Below are 4655 nucleotides of genomic sequence, written 5' to 3'. Positions count from 1 at the left end.
TAAGTATAATTGCTTTTTTCATAATAAAAATTTTGTGGAAGCTGACTAGGAGAACCGCCTTATTCTGAAGCAAATTTTGTTTAAAAAATTATTCTGCGCAACAGTTAACCACAAATAATTATGCAATTTTTCACTTTTTCGTCATATTTGTTGGAATTTTACCATTATATCAACCATAAATACCTAAATTCTTAACTTTTTATAGTTTTCAATAAATTTTGCTTAATAACTATTTCACAAAATATTATTTTTTCGTAAAATGTATATTTTCAGAGGGAAATGGCATATTTATGGATATGATCGAACATAAAAAAGCGAAGCCCGACCTGTTTTAGGTCGGGCTTCGCCAAATGAGTCAAAAAAGGATTCTTATGCTACGCTTCGGCGTGCAACCAGGCCTTTTTAGCGAGTAATGTTTCCTCGTCTTCTTCGTGCTCTGGGTCAGGAACGCAGCAGTCAACCGGGCAAACAGCCGCACACTGTGGCTCCTCGTGGAAGCCTACACATTCCGTGCATTTATCGGAAACAATATAATAAAATTCATTGGAAACAGGGTACTGCGGAGCTTTGCCACTCACGACTGTACCGTCGCCGAAATCGACTTCCGTCAATTCGGTTCCCCCTCCCCAAGTCCATTCTACACCACCTTCATATATGGCTGTATTGGGGCATTCGGGTTCGCAGGCACCACAGTTGATGCACTCATCGGTAATCATGATTGCCATGAGCAGGTCTGATTTATATACGCTAAAATTAGATTCTTACAAATTGGACAACAAATATAATTATTTAAAGGTTGGGGACAAACTAAATTTTTATTACTTTAGTTGATGGTGTATTCCATTTGTTTATCCAATTCATGTTACAATCAGAACGCCTGCAAACGTTCGCGGCCTTAGGCAAGTTTCTACGCTCGGCCAACGCACAGTCCGAACTGGCTGAAATTGCTCAGCACGCTTACTACAGAAACAACTGGTTCACGCCAGATAATTCATTCAATGCCTTATATGCTATTGCTGATGAGTTTCTTTCAATAGACAAACTCACCGCCTGGGCAAGTCAATACCCCGCTGAGCCTAAAGAATCACGTACAGTTGGCGTTGTAATGGCGGGCAATATTCCGGCGGTCGGTTTTCATGATCTGCTTTGTGTGCTGGTTAGCGGGCATCGGCTTCTGGCCAAGCTGAGCACACAGGATTTTGTACTTATCCATTATTTAATACAAAAATTAAAGGAGATTAATCCCGCCTTCGATGATAGAATCGAAGAGGCTGAGCGACTCAATGCGGCTGATGCCTATATCGCTACGGGCAGCAACAATACGGCCCGTTATTTTGAACATTACTTTGGCAAAAAACCGAACATCATTCGTAAAAACCGAACATCAGTAGGGTTGTTAATGGGTGAGGAAGATGAAGAAGAATTTCAGAAACTTGGGCACGATATCTCCAATTACTATGGGTTAGGCTGCCGTAACGTATCAACACTACTTGTTCCGGCTGGGCCTAATAGCCGAAACTCCGGAGCGGAGCCTTACGACTTTACGCCTTTACTACGTACCCTGGAGCCAAATGCACAAACGTTTCTGAATAACCATAAGTATCAGAACAATTACGATTACAACAAGTCGGTTTATCTGATCAATGCCGTACCGCATTACGACAATGGATATTTGCTTCTGACTGAAAACGATGGTCTGGTCTCCCCTATTTCGGTTGTTTATTACCAAACCTACCAAACACAGGACGAAGCCCTCAATTGGCTCGAAACGCATGCCAATCGTATTCAGGTAGTAACTTCGGCTCAGGGATGGCTGCCTGGTAGTGTTCCGTTTGGGCAAACTCAGCGCCCTGGGTTAAATGATTATGCCGACGGCGTGGATACAATGGCGTTTTTAACAGCCCTTTAGACGTATCACCATAAATACCGATCACGCTGGTGTCTTTCAGGAATTACTGGAAGAACGCTTTTTTGATACGTAGTACAACTGAACGTACTACTCATTCTTCATAGGTCGGGGGCGGTTTTCTGGTTGAGCCGATGCCCGGTTGTGTTAACTGATAACGAACGCAAAAAGCGCCCTGCCTGTTAATCAGTTAGACCTGTTTCAGATCCATTTTACTAACTAATTTTATTTCCGATATCCGTAACATCGGCCTGGTTATTCATGATTCATCAACTTACGCTCTCACTGACTCCCGAACAGGCTTTTGATGAAGACGCTTTTCGGGCGCAGGTATTGAACCGCCTTTCCCTACCGGATACAGAAGACGTAGTGGTTCGTAAACGACGCCAATCGATTGATGCCCGGAATCGCCAGGTCAACGTACAGGTAGAAGCGGATATATTTGCAGGCGAAGCCCCGTATCCGCTGATCCAATACCAGAAACCTCATATTGACGTCAGTCAGGCCCCACAGGCTATTGTAGTCGGTGCTGGTCCTGCCGGATTATTTGCGGCTCTTCGACTAATTGAATTGGGCATTAAACCGATTGTATTGGAACGGGGCAGCGATGTCCGTACCCGCCGACGGGATTTGGCCGCCATCAATAAAGATCACATCGTTAACCCGGAGTCGAACTATTGTTTTGGCGAAGGCGGGGCTGGTACGTATTCCGATGGTAAGTTATACACACGCTCAACCAAGCGTGGCGATGTCCGGCGGATTTTGGAAATCTTTGTTGCTCACGGTGCTACGGATCAGATCCTGGTTGATGCGCACCCACACATTGGCACCAATAAACTTCCAAACGTAGTAGCCGATCTGAGGGCGAGCATTCTGAAGGCAGGTGGTGAAGTCCGATTCGATACGAAAGTGACCGATCTTCTGCTACGTGGTAGTAAAACCGCTCCAGCCGAAATAGAAGGTGTTGTCCTGGCCAATGGCGAAGCGCTTACGGGGATCGGGGTTATTCTGGCAACAGGGCACTCGGCACGCGACATTTTTTATCTGCTACATAATCGTTACGTTCGGATTGAAGGAAAACCCTTTGCAATGGGCGTACGCATTGAGCATCAGCAGCGTTTGATTGACCAGCTTCAATATCACCGTTCCGATCGGGGCGATTATTTGCCCGCAGCCTCCTACAGTTTGGTCACTCAAACGAGATTTAAGGGGGTAGAACGGGGCGTTTTTTCGTTTTGTATGTGTCCGGGTGGCTTTATTGTTCCAGCGGCAACGGCTCCGGGTGAGTTAGTCGTCAATGGAATGTCGCCCTCGCGCCGGGATTCGCAGTTCGCTAATTCAGGACTGGTTGTTGCTATTGCCGATGAAGATCTTCAACCGTATGCTGGTGAAGGACCGCTGGCAGGGCTTGCTTTACAGCAGGATCTGGAGCAATGGGCCTGTCGAATGGGCAATCTTCAGCATGCCGACAATTCGCAAACGGCCCCTGCACAACGTATTGCCGATTTTGTAGACGGTCGTATATCAAACGAGCTGTTGCCAACATCGTACCAGCCAGGGCTGGCTTCTGTTGACATGTACGACATACTGCCCGACCACATTGCCCAGCCGCTACGTCAGGGATTACGTGATTTTGGCCGGAAAATGCAAGGGTATTTGAGTAACAGCGGGCAACTGATTGGCATCGAAAGTCGAACATCATCGCCGGTACGTATCCCACGCGACCGCATAACGTGTGAGCATGTTCAGGTTCGGCGCTTGTTTCCCTGTGGTGAGGGTGCAGGCTATGCAGGTGGCATCGTTTCGGCAGCTATGGACGGCGAACGCTGCGCCGAAGAATTAGTTAAACTGTATCAGTCACGTCCAGTGTGAGCCTTAGTGCATAAAATTGAATATTATCCGTAAAATTATGATTTAGTACGTTTGCTTATTTCTGTAACCACCTCTGCTCTCCCAAACTAGTCGAATGTTACAAACCTCCTTCCATACGTTTACGGAACACCTGCGCCAGCGATTGCAGAAGCCACTGCCCGGTGAAGTTGCCCATCAGAAGATGGCGTCAGCAGCTCGGTATCGACTGGGCATTAAACCCAATGAACGAACACGACGGAGTGCCGTATTGATCTGCTTTTATCCGTATCAACATTCCATTTTTCTGCCGCTGATTTTACGGCCTCAGTACGATGGTGTTCATGCAGGGCAGATGGCTTTCCCGGGTGGACGCATGGAACGATTTGACGAAAATCTGACGCGTACTGCGCTGCGTGAAACACAGGAGGAAGTTGGCATACGGGTGTCAGACGTAAAAGTGCTGGGTTTGCTGACTGAGTTGTTTATTCCACCGAGTAATTTTTATGTCCAGCCTGTTGTTGGTGTACTTCCCTACCGGCCGGATTTTTATCCTGACCCTCGCGAAGTAGAAGCCGTCGTTGAAGTTGATCTGGAGACGCTTCTCGATGAAACTATTGTAGGCGATAGTCAGATTGAGGTGCGGGGGGTCGTTGTCGATGCACCGTTTTATCAGATTCAGGGCTACCGTATATGGGGCGCTACGGCTATGATGATCAGCGAATTACTAATGGTATTGGATGCCTGATTACCTGGTGTGTTTCTTAATAAAAAACTACTACGTTACTTCGTGAAACTGGCGGGTTTCCTCAACAAAATACGCTTTGCCAGCATTTGCGGTCCCCTAATCCCCATAACGTAACGCCATCACAGTCCACGTTCACTTCTGGCGAGGTCGCAG

At 46.8% G+C, this 4655-nt stretch carries 4 protein-coding genes; 3 read left to right on the top strand and 1 reads right to left on the bottom strand.

The genetic code is table 11. The features are described 5' to 3' along the window. Positions 1–374: 374 nt before the first annotated feature. Positions 375–725 (bottom strand): 4Fe-4S dicluster domain-containing protein, encoded by a 351-nt coding sequence (locus tag ACOJS8_RS01695; protein WP_420146793.1) that lies wholly within the window; start codon positions 723–725, stop codon positions 375–377. A gap of 134 nt (positions 726–859) precedes the next feature. On the opposite strand from ACOJS8_RS01695, the gene ACOJS8_RS01690 reads away from it, so the two are divergent. The 3 genes from ACOJS8_RS01690 to ACOJS8_RS01680 all read left to right on the top strand — a co-directional run bounded on the left by ACOJS8_RS01690 (position 860) and on the right by ACOJS8_RS01680 (position 4502). Next, on the top strand, positions 860–1909 hold the full coding sequence (locus ACOJS8_RS01690) for an acyl-CoA reductase (RefSeq protein WP_420146792.1): 1050 nt from the start codon (positions 860–862) through the stop codon (positions 1907–1909). A gap of 258 nt (positions 1910–2167) precedes the next feature. Further along, positions 2168–3778: an NAD(P)/FAD-dependent oxidoreductase gene (locus tag ACOJS8_RS01685; RefSeq protein ID WP_420146791.1), complete on the top strand. Its 1611-nt coding sequence runs from the start codon at positions 2168–2170 to the stop codon at positions 3776–3778. A 94-nt stretch (positions 3779–3872) separates the two neighbouring features. Then, positions 3873–4502, top strand: coding sequence for an NUDIX hydrolase (locus ACOJS8_RS01680; protein ID WP_420146790.1), 630 nt, complete (start codon positions 3873–3875; stop codon positions 4500–4502). Positions 4503–4655: the final 153 nt, after the last annotated feature.

The organism is Spirosoma sp. (genome assembly GCF_048594605.1).
Taxonomy (GTDB): Bacteria; Bacteroidota; Bacteroidia; order Cytophagales; family Spirosomataceae; genus Spirosoma.
The sequence above is the reverse complement of the archived record's forward strand: the minus strand, read 5'-3'. Positions and strand labels throughout refer to the sequence as shown.